Genomic DNA, 16721 nt, shown 5'->3' on the forward strand with positions numbered 1-16721 from the left:
GCAAGTCAAAAGCTACAGGCCGCAACCTCGGGGCACCGGCGCGGTGGCGATGCCCCAAGGCGTGCAGCATGAAGCTTACCGCTGCATCACTGCGACTTTCTGACCCGCAGGTACCACTCGGAGAGCAGCCGTACCTGTTTGTCGGTGTACCCGCGTTCGACCATTCGCGTAACGAAGTCGTTGTGTTTTTGCTGGTCCTCCTTGCTGGCCTTGGCGTTGAAGCTGATGACAGGCAGCAGGTCCTCGGTGTTCGAGAACATTTTCTTCTCGATGACCACCCGCAGCTTCTCGTAGCTGAGCCAGGTCGGGTTCTTGCCGTTGTTGTTGGCCCGGGCGCGCAGCACGAAGTTGACGATTTCGTTGCGGAAATCTTTCGGGTTGCTGATGCCGGCAGGTTTTTCGATTTTCTCCAGTTCCTCGTTGAGGGCAACGCGGTTGAGGATCTCGCCGGTTTCCGGGTCGCGGTATTCCTGGTCCTGAATCCAGAAGTCTGCGTACAGCACGTAGCGGTCGAAGATGTTCTGGCCGTACTCGCTGTAGGACTCCAGGTACGCGGTCTGGATTTCCTTGCCGATGAACTCGATGTAGCGCGGTGCCAGATATTCCTTCAGGTAGCGCAGGTAGCGTTCGCGCACCTCGGCGGGGAACTGTTCCTGCTCGATCTGCTGTTCCAGCACGTACAACAGGTGCACCGGGTTGGCAGCAATTTCATGCGGGTCGAAGTTGAATACCTTGGACAGGATCTTGAACGCGAAGCGGGTCGACAGGCCGTTCATGCCTTCGTCAACGCCAGCGCTGTCGCGGTATTCCTGGATCGACTTGGCCTTGGGGTCGGTGTCCTTGAGATTTTCGCCGTCGTAGACGCGCATCTTCGAGTAGATGTTCGAGTTTTCCGGCTCCTTCAGGCGCGACAGCACAGTGAACTGCGCCAGCATCTTGAGGGTGTCGGGGGCGCAATGGGCCTTGGACAGGGAGCTGTTGAACAGCAGCTTGTCGTAGATCTTGATCTCGTCGCTGACGCGCAGGCAGTACGGCACCTTGACGATGTAGATCCGGTCGATGAACGCCTCGTTGTTCTTGTTGTTGCGGAAGCTGTGCCATTCCGATTCGTTGGAGTGGGCCAGCAGGATGCCGGAGTAGGGGATGGCCCCCAGCCCTTCGGTACTGTTGTAGTTGCCTTCCTGGGTAGCCGTCAGCAGCGGGTGCAATACCTTGATGGGCGCCTTGAACATCTCGACGAATTCCATCAGGCCCTGGTTGGCCCGGCACAGTGCGCCCGAGTAGCTGTAGGCGTCGGCGTCGTTCTGTGGGTATTCCTCCAGCTTGCGGATGTCGACTTTACCCACCAGGGCGGAGATGTCCTGGTTGTTCTCGTCGCCCGGCTCGGTCTTGGCCACGGCGATCTGGTTGAGGATGGAGGGGTAGAGCTTGACCACGCGGAACTGGCTGATGTCGCCGCCAAACTCGGCAAGGCGCTTGGTGGCCCAGGGCGACATGATGGTGTTGAGGTAGCGGCGCGGGATGCCGAAGTCCTCTTCCAGGATGGCACCGTCCTCGGTGGCGTTGAACAGCCCCAGGGGCGTCTCGAACACCGGTGAACCCTTGATGGCGTAGAACGGCACCTTCTCGATCAGCTGCTTGAGTTTTTCCGCCAGGGACGATTTACCACCCCCCACCGGGCCCAGCAGGTAAAGGATCTGTTTCTTCTCTTCCAGACCCTGCGCGGCGTGGCGGAAGTACGAAACGATCTGGTCGATGCACTCCTCCATGCCGTGGAAGTCTTCGAAGGCCGGATAGCGGCGGATCACTTTGTTGGAGAAGATCCGCGACAGCCTGGAATTGGTCGACGTGTCGAGCAACTCCGGTTCCCCGATTGCCATCAGAATGCGTTCGGCAGCAGAAGCGTAGGCACTGCGATCCTTTTTGCAGAGCTCCAGATACTCCTGCAACGAGAGCTCTTCCTGACGAGTGGACTCGAAACGCTGTTGGAAGTGGCTAAAAATACTCATGACGTCACCTCGCTCGATACGTGGAGCCGACGTCGGATCAATCAGTTGATGCTGGCAGCCGCCGAAACAATCGGCCGCTGTATACCCCCCAGAACACCTCTAAGTCGCTACCGATGACCCGCGCGTCGGTGTACCGGCTCTCCCCTGTTTTGGATGGCCTGAACCTAAGGATAGTTGGGAATCTCAGACTTCAAGGTGCAATGAGCGATATGTTATGGGCCGACCGTTCGTCAGCCCGCGCCAAGCCCCGTGGGGCGGGGGCTTGGCGTCAGAAAAAAATTTATTCCGCGATGCCTTGCGCGGTTTGCTCCGGGTAGGTGACTTTCCACAGCTCGAAGCCGCCATCCAGGCTGTACACCTCGGAGAACCCCTGGCTGACCAGGTAGGCGGCGGCGCCCTGGCTGGAATTGCCGTGGTAGCACACCACTACCAGCGGCTTGTCGAGGTCGGCGCCGCGGATGAAGTCCTGCACCGAATGGTTGTCCAGGTGCTGCGCGTTGGGGATGTGGCTGGCGGCGTAGGTCTGGGCGTCGCGCACGTCGACGATGGCCGCGCCATTGGCGAGCAGCTCATGGGCCGTTTGCGGCGGGATGCGTTTGAATTCGGTCATGACAGGCTCCTGGGGATGATCGGCTAGTGGCCTGTGAGAGCTGGCTTGCCAGCGAGCTTTTTGTGGCCCAGCTCCCACAGGTCGTTTGTGACCGATTCTACCGCTTCAGGGGTGGGCTATCGAGCCGCGTATGTTGCCATGTTCGTCACAGGCGCAGCCGTGACGCTCGCCGGTGTCGACGTTCATCAGGGTCATGGCGCCGCCCCACACGCAGCCGGTGTCCAGGGCGAAGATGCCGGGCTCGTCGCACTTGCCTTCCAGCGCCGCCCAGTGGCCGAAGATGACCTTCAGGCCGCGGGTCTTGCGCTCGCGAATCTTGAACCAGGGTGCGTAGCCCGGCGGCGCGGTGTCGGCGCCTTCCTTGCCCTTGAGGTCGAGTTTGCCCTCGGGGGTGCAGAAGCGCATGCGGGTAAAGTAGTTGGTGATCACCCGCAGCCGTTCGACGCCCGCCAGGTCGTTGTGCCACTTGGCCGGCTCGTTGCCGTACATGCCGTCCAGGAACGGCGGCAGCAGGTTGTCATCGCGCAGGGCCTGCTCGACCTCTGCGGCGCAGCGCAGCGCCTTCTTCAGCGACCACTGCGGCGCAATGCCGGCGTGTACCAGGGCCATGTCGCGTTGTTCGTCGTAGTGCATCAGCTTCTGCCGACGCAGCCAGTCGAGCAGCTCTGGGGCGTCCGGCGCCTCGATGATCTCGCGCAGGGTGTCGCTTTTCTTCAGGCGCTCGATGTTGCGGCCGGCGGCCAGCAGGTGCAGATCGTGGTTGCCCAGCACGCACACCAGCGACTCGCGCATGCGGTACAGGAAGCGCAGGGTTTCCAGGGATTCGGGGCCGCGGTTGACCAGGTCGCCCACCAGCCACAGGCGGTCGTGGGCCGGGTCGAAGCGGACCTTTTCCAGCAGGCATTTGAGCGGTTGCAGGCAGCCTTGCAAGTCACCGGCCGCGTACACCGCCATCAGTGCAGGGCCCCGGGCACGGCGAGGCGGAAGGGCGCGATGATGGCGTCGAAGTGTTTGCCGTCTTCGGCCACCATCTGGTAGCTGCCCTGCATGGTGCCCACCTGGGAGGCCATGACGGTACCGCTGCTGTAGGTGTGGCTCTGGCCCGCCTCGATCAGCGGTTGCTGGCCAACCACGCCGGCGCCGCGCACTTCCTCGACCTTGCCGTCGCCGTCGGTGATGACCCAGTGCCGTGAAACCAGCTTGGCCGGCAGCTGGCCATTGTTGCGGACGGTGACGGTATAGGCGAACGCGAACCGCTGGTGTTCAGGCTGCGATTGTTCGGCGAGGAAGCGGGTGACGACGCTGACGTCGATCTGATAGCGGGGATCGGACATGCAAGGGGGCCTTATTGCAAAAAACGAAGGGCATTCGGGGTGCCGGTGTCTTGAGTCTAGGCCATCGTGCGCCCGGGCAGTAGTCCGGGACGCACGATGAGGGCGATCAGCTGGCGCTGGTCTGCTCGAACAGCTTGTCGGCCAGGCGCACGAAGGCGGCCAGGTCCAGCTGTTCCGGGCGCTTGCTGCCGTCGACGCCGGCGGCTTCGATGGCTTCGCTGGTGAGCAGGGCCTTGAGGGTATTGCGCAGGGTCTTGCGGCGCTGGTTGAAGGCTTCGCGAACGATGCGCTCCAGCAGGCGGTGGTCCTTGGCCGGGTGCGGCAGGGTGGTGTGCGGCACCAGGCGGACGATGGCCGAGTCGACCTTGGGCGGCGGGTTGAACGCGCCCGGGCCTACGTTGAACAGGTGTTCCACGCGGCAGTGGTACTGGACCATGATCGACAGGCGGCCCCAATCACCACCGCCGGGGCCTGCGGCCATGCGCTCCACCACTTCCTTCTGCAGCATGAAGTGCATGTCGCGGATCAGCTCGGCGTTGGCCAGCAGGTGGAAGATCAGTGGCGTGGAGATGTTGTACGGCAGGTTGCCGACCACGCGCAGGGTGCCGGGGGCGGCGCCAAGGGTGGTGAAGTCGAACTTCAGGGCATCGCCCTGGTGCAGGCTGAAATTGCCACGGCCGGCGAACTGGCGGTTGAGGATAGGCACCAGGTCCTTGTCCAGTTCCACCACGTCCAGCTGTGCGCCACTGCCCAGCAGGCCTTCGGTGAGGGCGCCCTGGCCCGGGCCGATTTCCAGCATGCGCTCGCCTTCGCGGGCATGAATGGAGCGCAGGATGCGGTCGATGACACCGGCGTCGTGCAGGAAGTTCTGGCCGAAGCGCTTGCGCGCCCGGTGTTGGTATTGCTCGGTCATATACGGGTCTCGGCCATCTGGTAGGCGGTGTCCAGTGCGACCTTGAGGCTGCCGGTGTCGATGCGGCCGCTGCCGGCCAGGTCCAGGGCAGTGCCGTGGTCCACCGACGTGCGGATGATCGGCAGGCCCAGGGTGATATTCACCGCGGCGCCAAAGCCCTTGTACTTGAGTACGGGCAGCCCCTGGTCATGGTACATCGCCAGCACCGCGTCGCAGTGCTCCAGATATTTGGGGGTAAACAGAGTATCGGCTGGCAGCGGTCCGCGAAGGTCCATGCCCTCGCTGCGCAGGCGTTCCAGTGTCGGTTCGATGATCTCGATCTCTTCACGGCCCAGGTGGCCGCCTTCGCCGGCGTGCGGGTTGAGCCCGCACACCAGGATGCGCGGCTGGGCAATGCCGAACTTGTCCTTGAGATCCGAATGCAGGATGCGGGTGACCCGCTCCAGGCGTTCTTCGGTGATAGCGTCGGCCACGGCGCGCAGGGGCAGGTGAGTGGTCACCAGTGCCACGCGCAGGCCGTGGGTGGCGAGCATCATCACTACCTGTTCGGTGTGGGTCAGCTCGGCCAGGAATTCGGTGTGGCCGGAAAACGCGATGCCCGACTCGTTGATCACGCCCTTGTGCACCGGGGCGGTGATCATGCCGGCGAAGCGCCCGTCCAGGCAGCCCTGGCCCGCGCGGGTCAGGGTTTCCAGGACGAAGGCTGCGTTGGCGCGGTCCAGTTGGCCTGCGACGACGGGCGCGGCCAGTGGCGTGTCCCATACGTAGAGGCTACCGGCAGCGGCGGGCTGCTCGGGCAGGGCGTCGGGGTCGACCGCCAGCACGCTGACGGCCACGCCCAGCTGCGCGGCCCGCTCTACGAGCAGGTCACGGCTGGTAATGGTAATCAGGGGGTGGGGCTGGCGTTGCGCGGCCAGCAGCAGGCACAGGTCTGGACCTATGCCCGCCGGCTCGCCGGGCGTCAGCGCGAAGCGCGTAGGCTTCACTGGTCGGCCTGGGCAGCCTGTTCGGCGCCAGGCAGCTTGATCTCGACGTAGGCTTCGTCGCGGATCTGGCGCAGCCAGCTCTGCAGCTCTTCGTCGTACTTGCGGTTACGCAGGACCATCATCGCTTGCTGTTCGCGCGCCTGTTCGGTGCTGTCGGTGGCACGACGGCCCAGCACTTCGAGGATGTGCCAGCCAAACTGGGTCTTGAACGGCTTGGAGACAACGCCTTGCGGGCTGTCGGCCATGACCTGGCGGAACTCGGGCACCAGCGACTGCGGGTCAACCCAGTTCAGGTCGCCGCCGTTGAGGGCAGAGCCTGGGTCTTCGGAGTAGCTCTTCGCCAGTTCCGCGAAGTCCTCACCACCCTGGATGCGTTGGTACAGGCGATCCGCCAGCACCTTGGTTTCGGCATCGCTGCGTACTTCGTTGGGCTTGAGCAGGATGTGGCGCACGTGCACTTCATCACGGGTGACGGTACCGCCACCGCGTTTTTCCAGCAGCTTCAGGATAATGAAGCCACCAGGCGTGCGGGTTGGCTCGGTGACATCACCCACCGACAGCGCGCTGACCTGGGCATCGAACGGCGGTGGCAGCTGGGCTGCCTTGCGCCAGCCCATGTCGCCGCCTTCCAGGGCGTTGTCGCTGCCCGAGTTGGCCACGGCCAGTTGGCCGAAGTCGGCGCCCTGCTTGAGGCGGGTATAGATGTCGCCAGCCTTGTGGGCTGCAGCCTGGATAGCGTCCGAGCTGGCGCTTTCCGGGGTGGCCACGAGGATGTTGGCCAGGTGGAACTCTTCCGACAGCTGGGCCTTGCCCAGGTCCGAGGCCAGGAAGTTCTTCACTTCCTGCTCCGATACCTGAATGCGCTCGGCCACGCGGCGCTGGCGCACGCGGCTGATGATCATCTCGCGCTTCACCTGGTCACGGGCGTCCTGGTACGACAGGCCGTCGTGGGCCAGGGCAGCCTGGAACTGCGCAACGGTCATGTTGTTGCGCTGGGCGATGGTGCCGATGGCCTGGTTCAGTTCTTCGTCGGTGATGCGCACGCCGGAGCGATCGCCGATCTGCAGTTGCAGGTTCTCGACGATCAGGCGCTCCAGCACCTGCTTCTCCAGCACATCGGTAGGCGGCATGTTGGTGCCGCCACGCTTGGCGATGGTTTGCTGAACCTCGTGGACGCGCTGGTCCAGTTGGCTCTTCATGATCACATCGTTATCGACGATGGCAACAACGCTATCAAGAGGTTGAACCTCGGCATGAACCGCGCCACTCAACAACAGTGCGCCCAGAAACAGCGGGCGCAAACAATCAGTTAGCTTGCTCTTCACGTTCTTTATAACCTTGAATGCCCTTGTCGAGGAAAGACTCGACTTTATTGCCCACTACGCCGCCGAGCCCTTTGAGCACGACTTGCAGGAAGACACCGTGGTCGCCTTTTTCGTTCTCCGGCAGCGCTTGGCTGAAGTCGTCGTAGTCGACCCAGTAGCGGCTGATGAAGCGCAATTTCCAGCAGCAGTTGTCGTACTCGAAACCAGCGAAGGATTCCAGCGTACGGTTGCGGTTGTAGTCATACTCCCATTTTGCGATCGCGTTCCACTTAGGAACGATCGGCCACATGACCGAGAAGTCATGCTGCTGGATCTTGTAGTAATCCTTGATGTAACCAGCGGTTCCCGGCGTGCCGTAGTCACCACCAAAGCCCCATTTACCGGTGGCCGAATCGTAGTGAACGATGTCGTCGCGGTAGCGGTAGCCGACGTTGATGACCTTGTTCGGGTTGTCTTCAGGCTGGTAGTGGAACATTGCGCTGCCCGAACGGGTGCTGCGGCTGTCCGGGTCCCAGTTGAAGTCCGAATTGAAGCGCCAGTCGCGGTTGAAGTGGTATTCGTACTCCAAGGCGTACGGGGAGCGGCTGGCAGTTGCCTCCGCGCGGGTTGCATAGTCGATGCCTGGCAGCTGCACCTTGCGGTCTTGCATATAGAATGCTTCACCGAAGCTGAACTTCTGGCGTTCGAAACCGTTGTCCTCGATCCAGCGGGTAGTCGCGCCCAGCGAGATCTTGTTCTCGTCACCGATACGGTCATAACCGGAGAAACGGTTGTCGCGCCACAGCGAGGAGTAGCTGAACTGATTTTCCGCACTATCGAAAATCGGGATGTCAGTCTGGTTCACGTAAGGCACGTACAGATAGTACGCCCGCGGCTCCAGGGTCTGGCGGTAGTTGGTGCCGAACATCGAGGTGTTACGATCGAAGTACAAACCACTGTCAACGCTATAGATCGGGATCGAACGATCGAGGTTGCTATGGAATACCTCAGGTGAATTGCCCGATGTGACTAAAGTGGACTTGCCGAGACTGTCGAGGTCAAGCTGGTAGTCGGTGTATACGAACTTGACCGATGGCTTGACGTAGCCCCATGACGCCGTCAATGGCAGGCTCATTTGTGGTGCCAGGGTCAGACGGTCACCGTTGGCGCGGGCAAGGCCTTTGACGTTGTAGTCGACAGTGTGACCAAGCGAGTCGACCGTGGTATCCAGGACACCGTCTTCATTGTAATAGGTGCCGTTGCGCAGGCTGCGCTCGAAGCGTACCGCTTCGGTCTGGTAAGTGAAGTCCAAGCCGCCCGGGTGATAAGGCAGGCCACCATTGAAGGTGATCTGCGGCAGGCGGTCGTACGGCGTGATGTTGGTCACGGTGGTCAACTGGTAGCCTTGGACGTTCAGCCCTGCGGTCCAGTTGTCACCACGATAGTAGGCTGCTGCCTGCTGGTTCAGGTAGTCCTGATTTTTCACGCCGATCTGATTGGTTTCCAGATCCTGGAAGTAGTAGGGATCGCTGATCTTGGTGTAGTCGACCTTGTAGGTCAGACGTTTGTCCAGGTCACCCTTGTGCTGCCAGTTGATCATGTAACGATCTTGCGAAGAATAGGTTTGCTGCCGGCGCTCGGTATCCGAATCGCTCAGGTACGCACCGCCGAACTGCCCTTCGCTGGTTGGCGTCAGGTAGCGGAACTCGCCCTCGGTCAACATGCCGCGCTTGCTCATGTAGTGCGGGTACAACGTGGCGTCGTAGTTGGGCGCCAGGTTGAAGTAGTACGGCGTGACCAGCGAGAAGCCGGACTTGCTGCTGCTGCCGATGCTTGGCGGCAGGAAGCCGGACTGGCGGCGGTCGTCGATCGGGAAATAGATGTACGGCGTGTACAGGACTGGAATGTCGTGCACGCGCAGGGTGGCGTTGGTCGCCGTGCCGAAGCCGGTGGCCGGGTTCAGGGTAATGTTGTTGCCCTTGATTTCCCAGGCGTTGCTCGCCGGCTCACAGGTGGTATAGGTACCGTCCTTGAGGCGGATGATGGCGTTCTCGCCGCGCTTGGCGTACAGGGCGCTGCCGCGGATACGCGATTTGTGCATCACGTATTCGGCGTTGTCGACCTGGGCGGCACCGGTGTCCAGCTGGATTTCGGCGTGGTCGCCTACCAGCAGGGCGCCCTGGTCGCGCAGCTTGACGTTGCCGGTCAGCTCGCCGCGGTTCTCGGCCTGGTGCAGGCTGGCCTCGTCGGACTCGGCCTGCATGCTGCCTTGGCGCATGACCACGTCACCGGCCAGGGTAGCGGTCTGCTCCTCCTGGTTGTAACGCGATACCTTGGCGCCAATGAAGGTCGGCGAGTCTTTCTTCGCCGTCTTGTCGTCCATGCCGGGCCGGATCGGCTCGACATAGGCGCCTTCGCAGTAAGGACCGGTCTCGGCCAGCTGGGCTGCCGTGAGCTTGTCCCGCGGGACCCAATCGAGATGGCTGTAGTCGGCGCTGCGCGATTTCAGGCCGCGGCCCTTGCTCTCGGTAACGAGCATGGGGCCCTTGGCCTTGTCCTCGGCGGCAGGCGTGGCCTGGCCAGCGCTTTCAGGCGCCGACGATTCCGCGCTGCCATCATGGACAGGCCGAGGCGGCAAGGCACCAATAGGGGCTTTGGGTTTGCAGTCCCAGGCTCCCGCCGCAGAGACAGTACAGTCATACTGCTCGGCGGCCACCGCGAACGGCACGGCCAGGGGTTGCATCGCCAGCAAACCGCCGGTGACCAGCAACGGGAATTTTTTACGAAACGCGGGGGATTTCAATGCCATCTTATTAGTCCGGGCTTCCTGCGTGCCATCTGCCCGCGGTGGGGCCGCACGCCTCTCGATGGTCTGAAAAAGATGCTGGATAATAAAGCATGACCCGCTTGACGGCTAGCGCCGTCGGAGACCTCTGTAATGCCCGATCAAGATGTACGCCTGCAACAGCTCCAGGTATGGCTCGATGAGCAACTGTCGAAACTCTTTGTGGCCGGGGGCTGGGGGCCTGTACCCCCGTCTTCGTTGACTGCCGCCAGCAGTGACGCAAGCTTCCGGCGTTATTTTCGCTGGGAGGGTGATGGCCGCAGTTTTATCGTCATGGACGCGCCGCCACCCCAGGAAAACTGCAAACCGTTCGTGGATATCGCCGCCTTGCTGGCGACCTCGGGCATAAATGTGCCGAAAATTTACGCCCAGGACCTGGACCGCGGCTTCTTGCTGCTCAATGACCTGGGCAACCAGACCTACCTCGACGTGATCAACGGCGAGAATGCCGACGCGCTGTTCGACGATGCCATCCAGGCCCTGCTGGCCTACCAGCAGCTGGCCATGGACGCGCCTCTGCCCAGCTACGACGTGGCGCTGCTGCGCCGTGAAGTCGAGCTGTTCCCCGAATGGTACGTGGGGCGCGAACTGGGGCTGCAGTTCACCGAGGCCCAGCAGGCGCTGTGGCAACGCGCCAGCAGCCTGCTGATCGACAGCGCCCTGGCCCAGCCCAAGGTGCTGGTGCACCGCGACTTCATGCCCCGCAACCTGATGCGCAGCGAGCCCAACCCCGGCGTGCTGGATTTCCAGGACGCGGTGTATGGCCCGGTGACCTATGACATCACCTGCCTGTTCAAGGATGCTTTCCTCAGCTGGCCGCTTGCGCGCGTCGATGCCTGGCTGCAGGGCTACTGGCAACAAGCCCGCGCCCAGGGCATCCCGGTACAGCCTGAATTCGACGACTTCCTGCGCGCCAGCGACCTGATGGGCGTGCAGCGCCACCTGAAGGTCATCGGCATCTTCGCGCGTATCTGCCACCGCGATGGCAAGCCACGCTACCTGGCCGACGTGCCGCGCTTCTTTGCTTATATAGAAGCGGTACTGGCTCGCCGCCCGGAACTGGCCGAACTGGGCGAACTGCTGGCCAGCCTGCGCGCGGCCGTGGAGGCCCGCGCATGAAGGCCATGATTCTGGCGGCGGGCAAGGGCGAGCGCCTGCGCCCGCTGACGCTGCACACGCCCAAGCCGCTGGTGCGCGCCGGCGGTGTGCCGTTGATCGAATACCACCTGCGCGCACTGGCTGCCGCAGGGTTTACCGAGGTGGTCATCAACCACGCCTGGCTCGGCCAGCAGATCGAGGACCACCTGGGCGACGGCTCGCGCTTCGGGCTCAGCATTGCCTACTCCCCGGAGGGTGAACCACTGGAAACCGGCGGCGGCATCTTCCAGGCCCTGCCGCTGCTGGGCGTCGAGCCCTTCCTGGTGGTCAACGGTGATATCTGGACCGACTACGACTTCCACCAACTGCGCCAGCCGCTGGAAGGCTTGGCGCACCTGGTGCTGGTGGATAACCCGGCGCACCACCCCACCGGTGACTTCGCACTGCAGGCTGGGGCGGTCAGCGAGGCAGCGGACAGCGCGCGCTTGACCTACAGCGGCATCGCCGTGCTGCACCCGGCGCTGTTCGCCGGGTGCTCGGCCGGGGCGTTCAAGCTGGCGCCGTTGCTGCGCCAGGCCATGGCCAGCGGCAAGGTCAGCGGTGAGCGGTTCGCCGGGCATTGGGTGGATGTCGGTACCCATGAGCGCCTGGCGGAAGTCGAAGCGCTAGTGCAAGGGCGCGCCTGAGATGCTGTGGCCAGGAACCGTGGTGGGCGCCGGCGCCGGCTTTGCCATCGCCAGTATTCCCGGCGCGCTGCTGGGCGCCTTGTTGGGGCAGGCACTGGACCGGCGCCTGCAATTGCACAGCTGGGGCGAGTTGTTGGATCGGCTGCGCGGCAAGCCGCAGCTGCGTGATGACCAGGTGCTGTTCGTACTGCTGGGCCGCCTGGCCAAGTGCGATGGTCGGGTAGGGGAGCAGCATATCCAGCAGGCACGCCATGAAATGCGTCTGTTGGGGCTGGACGAGGCGCAGCGGCGGGTAGCCATTGCCGCGTTCAATCGGGGCAAGGGCGGGCGTGACCGGTTGCAGCATCATCTGCAACGGCTGGGGCAGCAGCCCAACTCGGCCGAAGGCGTGTTGCGCGCCTGTTGGCGCATGGTATGGGCCGACGGCAAGGCCAGCCGCGGCGAGCGCGAGCTGATCCTGCAATGGGGCAAGTGGCTGGGTTGGAGCTCGGTGCAGGTGCAGGGCTTGTCGGCGGATTACGAGCCGTCGCGCAAGCCGCTGGCCAACAGTGGCGGCAGCTACCAGGAGGCCATGCGCCTGCTGGGGGTGGCGGCTACCACCGAGCCGGCCCAGATCAAGCGCGCGTACCGGCGGCTGCTGAGCCGCCACCACCCGGACAAGTTGGCGGGCAGTGGCGCCACCCCGGCGCAGGTGCGCGAGGCCACGGAGCGCACGCGGGAGTTGCAGAGCGCCTATGCGCTGATCCGCGAACGCCGGGATTTTCGTTGAGCGCTTTGACGCGGCCTTGGGGCCGCTGCTACGGGTGCGGTGCAGCGGGCGCCGGCCCCCGCAATTAAAAACAAGCGTTGGGCTGAGCCAGCCGCGCACGCGGCGGAACAGTTGCTCCTGCTCGGCTGCCTTGTCGGCCGGCAAGGCGTTCAGGGAAATCTGTGTGTACCCCGTGTCCTTCAGGCGCTTGCTGGCCTGCAGGCGCAAGCGGGCAGCGTCCTGGGCCGTAGGGCTGTCGCCATAATAGATATCTGCCGTCGGCACCTTCAGGCTTGGCGCCAGCTCCTGCAGGGTCTTGCTGGCGTCGTTCGGCGTCATCGGCGCCACCATTACCAGGCGCTGGGCGTGGGGCTGCGGGCGTTCCTTGAGGTAGCGGGCAGCCCAGTAGGCGCCAGTACCGTGGCCCAACAACACCACCGTGCGTGATTTCTGTTGCTGGGCAAAGGTTACCGCAGCATCGATGCGCGCGAAGATGCGCTCGGCATCGGCCTTGGCCAGCTCGTCGGGCGACTGCGCCGGGGCTTTGTCAGGCTCTGTGGCGGTGGCCTGCTCCACGGACGGGCTGGCCGGTGGCGTCGCCTTGCTGTCGGCTTCCTTGGGGGCGGGCGGTTTTTCTTCCACGCGCGGCTGCGGGGCGTCGGTGCTCAGGTCTGGCAGGCTGATGCTCAGGCTGCTCCAGTTGGCATCCGGCAGCTTGTTGCGAATCGGGCCAATGGCGTTGGGCCAGTCAGCCGTCTCGCCGGTGCCCGGCACGATCACCACCGCACCCGCCGGGTTGCTGCTGTTGGCGGGTTTCCACAAGGCCAGGAAGCTGTCGCTGCCAGCCTGCAGTTGCTGCTGTTCGTCCTGGGGCAGTTGCCGCTCCAGGGCCAGGGCATCTTCCTGGCTGCGTTCCAGCAGCGGTTGACGCTCCACTTTCGGTTGCTCGGCGGCCTTCTCGGTGGCCGGTTTCTGCGCCGCATCGTCGGCCATCGCCGGCAGCGCCAGGGGCAACATCAGCGATAGGCAAAACGCTGGCAGCGTTGTGCGGTAGATTGAAGACATCGGATTTTCCACGCCAGGGTAGTGCTGGCAGCCTAATGGTATTTGTCCCGAACCGCCAAATGTAGCGTCGTTCATGGGTGATGAGAGTTGCGATGATTCGACTGTGCTGCGTGCTTATCGGCTGTTTGCTCGTTCCCTTGATCGGCTTGGCCGCCCCCGTGGCGCTCACGGCCGACCAGCAGGCCTGGCTGGACCAGCACCGCGAGCTGCGCGTGGGCGTGGTGTTGCAGGCGCCATTCGCCCAGTACGACCGGCGCTTGCAGCAGTTGTCGGGGGTGAACGTCGAAGTGGTCAACTGGCTGGCCAAGAGCCTGCAGCTGGAACTGCACTGGCGCAACTTCCCCGACCAGGCAGCGCTGGAACAGGCCCTGCGCGACGACGAGATCGACATGGCCCCGGGCCTGGTGCAAACCCCGGCCGGCCTGCGCCTGTGGCTGTTCTCCGACCCGTACATGCGCATTCCGCAACTGGTGGTGGGCGAGCGCAACGGCGCCGTGGCCGTGGACCTGGAAAAGCTCGACAGCAAGGACCGCGTGGCCGTGCGCATGCCCAGCGCCGTGGCCGACTACCTGCGCAGCACTTACGCCAACCTTAACCTGCAAGGGGTGCCACTGGAGCGCCAGGCCTTGCAGTTGCTGCTCAGCCAGCAGGCGCGCTACGCCGTCATCGACGAGGCGCAACTGGGCCGGCTGTCCGGCGAGAGTGACTTCGCCGACCTTGTGGTGGTCGGCGACATTGGCCTGCCGCAGCTGCTGCGCATTGCCTCGCGCCGGGACTGGCCGCAGCTGGCCCAGGTACTTCAAGCCGCCTTGCAGGCCATCCCCGCCAAGGACCTGGAACAATTGCATGGCCGCTGGCTGCAGCCACGCTACCCACGGTTGAGCGAGTCGCCGGGCTTCTGGCAGAACCTCAGCCTGCTGTTCGCGGTGCTGGGCCTTTCGGCCATTGCCATCGTGTTCTGGCAGCGGCGCCAGCAGCATTGGCTGGAAGCCCGGTTGGTGGAGACGCGGGACGAACTCAGCCTGCGCCAGGCAGGGGAAGAGGCGTTGCGCCTGACCCAGTTCTCCATCGACCAGAGCACCGTGGGTATTCTGTGGGTCAACTGGGACAGCCACGTGCGCTACGCCAACCGCGCTGCTGAAACCATGCTGGGGTATGCCGCCGGGCAAGTGCTGCACCGGCCGCTGATCGATTTCGAACCGGGGCTGCACATGGATCGCTGGCTTAACCTGTGGAAGCGCGCCCGTGCCAGCGACGGCGAGCCGCTGAGTTTCGAAAGCCAGTGCCTGCGGGCTGATGGCAGCTGGTTGCCGGCCGACGTTTCATTGAGTTTCCTGCGCTTTCACGACGCCGAATACCTGGTGGTCTACCTCACCGACGTCACTGAGCGCCGCCGCGCCATGGCCGCCCTGCAGGAAAGCGAAGCGCGGCTGCAAGGCATCGCCGCCAATGTGCCCGGGCTGGTGTTCCGCCTGGAGCGCCTGCAAGCCGGCGGGCTGCTGGAATTTGCCTACATCAGCGAGGGCAGCGAGAGCCTGGTGGGCTATTCGCCAGCGGCGTTGCGCCACCCGGACATGGGCCTGCGCAACCTGGTGCACCCCCAGGACCGCGCCCACTATCACCGCACCCAGGACCAGGCGTTGGACACCGACAGTGACTGGTCCTGGCAGGGCCGCATCCTGACCCGCGAGGGTATCGAGCGCTGGGCCGAGATCAAGGCCATTTCCCGGGGGCAGGGCGAGGGTCGGGTGTGGGACGGCATTGTCTGGGACATCAGCGAGAGCAAGCAGGCAGAACTGGCGCTGGCCCGCTCCCAGGACCAGCTGCGTGAGCTGTCGGCGCACCTGGAAAGCGTGCGCGAGGAGGAAAAGGCGCGCATCGCCCGTGAGGTGCATGATGAGCTGGGGCAGATGCTCACCGTGCTCAAGCTGGAGACCTCCATGTGCGAATTGGCCTACGCCAGCCTCGACCCAGGCCTGCAGGAACGCCTGAACAGCATGAAACGCCTGATTGCCCAGCTGTTCCAACTGGTACGCGACGTTGCCACGGCGTTGCGCCCACCTATTCTGGATGCCGGCATAAGTTCGGCCATCGAATGGCAGGCGCGGCGTTTCGAGGCGCGCACGCAGATCCCCTGCCTTGTGCAGGTGCCCGAACAGGTGCCGGCACTGTCCGATGCCAAGGCAGTGGGGCTGTTCCGCATTTTACAGGAGGCACTGACCAACGTGATGCGGCATGCCCAGGCGCACACGGTCGACATTGCCCTGGAAGTCGAAGAGGATTGGCTGGCGTTGAGCATCAGCGATGACGGCCAGGGGTTTGTGGTGGGCAATGGCCCGTCCACCTCGTTCGGCCTGGTAGGCATGCGCGAGCGCGTGTTGATGCTGGGCGGCGAATTGCTTTTGCACAGCGAGCCGGGGCAGGGCACCACCCTGCGGGTTCGCGTACCGGTTCATGAACGAGTGGCAGCGGGGGTAGGGCAGTGATTCGGGTACTGGTGGCGGAAGACCACACAATTGTGCGGGAAGGCATCAAACAGCTGATCGGGCTGGCCCGGGACCTGACGGTAGTGGGCGAGGCCAGCAACGGCGAGCAACTGCTCGACACCCTGCGCCACACGCCCTGTGACGTGGTGCTGCTGGATATCTCCATGCCAGGGGTCAACGGCCTGGAGGCCATACCGCGCATACGGGCGCTGAACAACCCGCCGGCTATCCTGGTGCTGTCCATGCACGACGAAGCGCAGATGGCCGCGCGGGCGCTGAAAGTGGGCGCGGCCGGGTACGCCACCAAGGACAGTGACCCCGCGTTGCTGCTGACCGCCATTCGTCGGGTAGCCAACGGCGGTCGTTACATAGACCCCGACCTGGCGGACCGCATGGTCTTCGAAGTTGGCCTGACCGACTCGCGGCCGTTGCACTCGCTGTTGTCCGAGCGCGAATTTTCAGTGTTCGAACGGCTGGCCCAGGGCGCCAACGTCAACGATATCGCCCAGCAGCTGGCCTTGAGCAGCAAGACCATCAGCACCCACAAGGCGCGGTTGATGCAGAAGCTCAACGTCACTTCGCTGGCCGAACTGGTGAAATACGCCATGGAACACAAGTTGGTGTGATGCCACCCGGC

At 63.7% G+C, this 16721-nt stretch carries 13 protein-coding genes and 1 pseudogene; 5 read left to right on the plus strand and 9 right to left on the minus strand.

The annotated features are described in order from the left end of the window. Positions 1-86: 86 nt before the first annotated feature. From AC0SZ7_RS03035 to AC0SZ7_RS03070, 8 genes are all read right to left on the minus strand, one after another. Entirely contained in the window at positions 87-2009 is a 1923-nt protein-coding gene (locus AC0SZ7_RS03035) for a PrkA family serine protein kinase (protein ID WP_008365203.1), read from the minus strand. 280 nt (positions 2010-2289) lie between these two features. Further along, positions 2290-2619 carry a thiosulfate sulfurtransferase GlpE gene (gene glpE, locus AC0SZ7_RS03040; protein ID WP_475502927.1) on the minus strand — a complete coding sequence of 110 codons (330 nt, stop codon included), beginning with the start codon at positions 2617-2619 and terminating at the stop codon, positions 2290-2292. A 105-nt stretch (positions 2620-2724) separates the two neighbouring features. Then, entirely contained in the window at positions 2725-3573 is an 849-nt protein-coding gene (locus AC0SZ7_RS03045) for a symmetrical bis(5'-nucleosyl)-tetraphosphatase (protein WP_475502928.1), read from the minus strand. Further along, entirely contained in the window at positions 3573-3953 is a 381-nt protein-coding gene (gene apaG / locus AC0SZ7_RS03050) for a Co2+/Mg2+ efflux protein ApaG (RefSeq protein WP_416427166.1), read from the minus strand. The genes AC0SZ7_RS03045 and apaG overlap by 1 nt, the downstream gene beginning before the upstream one ends. Positions 3954-4059: 106 nt before the next feature. Then, positions 4060-4866 (minus strand): 16S rRNA (adenine(1518)-N(6)/adenine(1519)-N(6))-dimethyltransferase RsmA, encoded by an 807-nt coding sequence (gene rsmA / locus AC0SZ7_RS03055; protein WP_475502929.1) that lies wholly within the window; start codon positions 4864-4866, stop codon positions 4060-4062. Beyond that, positions 4863-5852 (minus strand): 4-hydroxythreonine-4-phosphate dehydrogenase PdxA, encoded by a 990-nt coding sequence (gene pdxA, locus AC0SZ7_RS03060; protein WP_475502930.1) that lies wholly within the window; start codon positions 5850-5852, stop codon positions 4863-4865. Before pdxA ends, rsmA begins: the two co-directional genes overlap by 4 nt. Then, positions 5849-7177 carry a peptidylprolyl isomerase gene (locus AC0SZ7_RS03065; RefSeq protein WP_475502931.1) on the minus strand — a complete coding sequence of 443 codons (1329 nt, stop codon included), beginning with the start codon at positions 7175-7177 and terminating at the stop codon, positions 5849-5851. The genes pdxA and AC0SZ7_RS03065 overlap by 4 nt, the downstream gene beginning before the upstream one ends. After that, entirely contained in the window at positions 7158-9965 is a 2808-nt protein-coding gene (locus AC0SZ7_RS03070; protein ID WP_475502932.1) for an LPS-assembly protein LptD, read from the minus strand. Before AC0SZ7_RS03070 ends, AC0SZ7_RS03065 begins: the two co-directional genes overlap by 20 nt. A 129-nt stretch (positions 9966-10094) precedes the next feature. Here AC0SZ7_RS03070 and AC0SZ7_RS03075 point away from each other — a divergent pair, with 129 nt between their 5' ends. From AC0SZ7_RS03075 to AC0SZ7_RS03085, 3 genes are read left to right on the plus strand one after another with little or no spacing between them, the layout of a single operon-like run. Further along, positions 10095-11120 (plus strand): aminoglycoside phosphotransferase family protein, encoded by a 1026-nt coding sequence (locus tag AC0SZ7_RS03075; RefSeq protein WP_475502933.1) that lies wholly within the window; start codon positions 10095-10097, stop codon positions 11118-11120. Continuing rightward, the gene (murU, locus tag AC0SZ7_RS03080; RefSeq protein WP_475502934.1) at positions 11117-11785 is read left to right on the plus strand and encodes an N-acetylmuramate alpha-1-phosphate uridylyltransferase MurU; all 669 of its coding nucleotides are present in this window, start codon (positions 11117-11119) and stop codon (positions 11783-11785) included. Before AC0SZ7_RS03075 ends, murU begins: the two co-directional genes overlap by 4 nt. A 1-nt stretch (position 11786) precedes the next feature. Next, positions 11787-12554: a TerB family tellurite resistance protein gene (locus AC0SZ7_RS03085; protein ID WP_475502935.1), complete on the plus strand. Its 768-nt coding sequence runs from the start codon at positions 11787-11789 to the stop codon at positions 12552-12554. A 78-nt stretch (positions 12555-12632) separates the two neighbouring features. Here the strand turns inward: AC0SZ7_RS03085 and AC0SZ7_RS03090 are convergent. Beyond that, positions 12633-13598: pseudogene (locus tag AC0SZ7_RS03090) on the minus strand (alpha/beta hydrolase family protein); the annotation flags it as partial. 92 nt (positions 13599-13690) lie between these two features. Here AC0SZ7_RS03090 and AC0SZ7_RS03095 point away from each other — a divergent pair. Beyond that, positions 13691-16084, plus strand: coding sequence for a PAS domain-containing sensor histidine kinase (locus AC0SZ7_RS03095; RefSeq protein ID WP_475502936.1), 2394 nt, complete (start codon positions 13691-13693; stop codon positions 16082-16084). Then, a complete protein-coding gene (locus AC0SZ7_RS03100; protein ID WP_475502937.1) occupies positions 16081-16710 on the plus strand; it encodes a response regulator in 630 nt (209 codons plus the stop codon). Before AC0SZ7_RS03095 ends, AC0SZ7_RS03100 begins: the two co-directional genes overlap by 4 nt. The last annotated feature ends 11 nt before the right edge of the window (positions 16711-16721 follow it).

It is taken from the genome of Pseudomonas sp. JC1203, assembly GCF_056175065.1.

Coding starts and splice junctions, on each gene's coding strand:
- apaG (WP_416427166.1), bottom strand. CDS start 3,953: ATGTCCGATCCCCGCTATCAGATCGACGTCAGCGTCGTCACCCGCTTC.
- AC0SZ7_RS03075 (WP_475502933.1), top strand. CDS start 10,095: ATGCCCGATCAAGATGTACGCCTGCAACAGCTCCAGGTATGGCTCGAT.
- AC0SZ7_RS03070 (WP_475502932.1), bottom strand. CDS start 9,965: ATGGCATTGAAATCCCCCGCGTTTCGTAAAAAATTCCCGTTGCTGGTC.
- glpE (WP_475502927.1), bottom strand. CDS start 2,619: ATGACCGAATTCAAACGCATCCCGCCGCAAACGGCCCATGAGCTGCTC.
- AC0SZ7_RS03085 (WP_475502935.1), top strand. CDS start 11,787: ATGCTGTGGCCAGGAACCGTGGTGGGCGCCGGCGCCGGCTTTGCCATC.
- AC0SZ7_RS03035 (WP_008365203.1), bottom strand. CDS start 2,009: ATGAGTATTTTTAGCCACTTCCAACAGCGTTTCGAGTCCACTCGTCAG.
- rsmA (WP_475502929.1), bottom strand. CDS start 4,866: ATGACCGAGCAATACCAACACCGGGCGCGCAAGCGCTTCGGCCAGAAC.
- AC0SZ7_RS03045 (WP_475502928.1), bottom strand. CDS start 3,573: ATGGCGGTGTACGCGGCCGGTGACTTGCAAGGCTGCCTGCAACCGCTC.
- murU (WP_475502934.1), top strand. CDS start 11,117: ATGAAGGCCATGATTCTGGCGGCGGGCAAGGGCGAGCGCCTGCGCCCG.
- AC0SZ7_RS03095 (WP_475502936.1), top strand. CDS start 13,691: ATGATTCGACTGTGCTGCGTGCTTATCGGCTGTTTGCTCGTTCCCTTG.